Origin of the sequence: Synechococcus sp. R55.2 (genome assembly GCF_047462075.1) — a bacterium.
Classification (GTDB): Bacteria; Cyanobacteriota; Cyanobacteriia; order Thermostichales; family Thermostichaceae; genus Thermostichus.
Genome location: NZ_JANSIH010000338.1, coordinates 1 through 558, shown reverse-complemented (window position 1 = coordinate 558; position 558 = coordinate 1). Strand labels below are relative to the sequence as shown.

The following is a 558-nucleotide window of genomic DNA, read 5'->3' as shown; positions in this document are numbered from 1 at the left end:
CCCCCCCCCCCGCGTGGTTTGCCCCCCCCCCCCGCCCCACCGCGCTAGCGGAGCGGCGCGTGGGCGCGGAGATGTGTATACGCGCCAGCGATAAGCGCGCCCGCCGCGGTTGGCGTGAGGTCAACGTCGGGACGAGCGTAGACAGCCAGAGTGCCCTGCGGCGGCAGGTTGAAGGTGTTGCCCGGCACCGAAGCTGTGGCAAAAGGAGCCAGAGTTCCCGGTGCCTGAGTCTGGCGATCCACAATGGCCGCAATGAAGGTCGGGCTGCCGATGGAAGGCTCAAAGAGGTTCTCGCGAATGGTTACCGTGTTGGGCTCAGCCGACACCACATGCACGCCGGCAACTGTGAAGCCACGCAACAGGTTCTTGTAAACCTCCGCCTGCGAGAAGTCGCAGACTTGCACAGAGACGTAGGGATCTGACTGAGTGGGCCGCGTGAAGTCGTTGAAGGAGACTTTTACGTTGCGGGTGGTGAGGTTGGCTAGGTCACACTCGCCAATGGCTACTTGGTAAGGTGCAGCCGGCCCAGCAGCGTCCGGATCTGGGGAAATGCCAGTA

Annotated in this window: 1 protein-coding gene; it reads right to left on the bottom strand. The window is 63.6% G+C overall.

Annotated elements, in window-relative coordinates; translation table 11 throughout:
* Positions 1-44 precede the first annotated feature (44 nt).
* Positions 45-558: hypothetical protein (locus tag NW838_RS10740; protein WP_414428026.1), on the bottom strand; the 514-nt coding region annotated here is incomplete at its 5' end.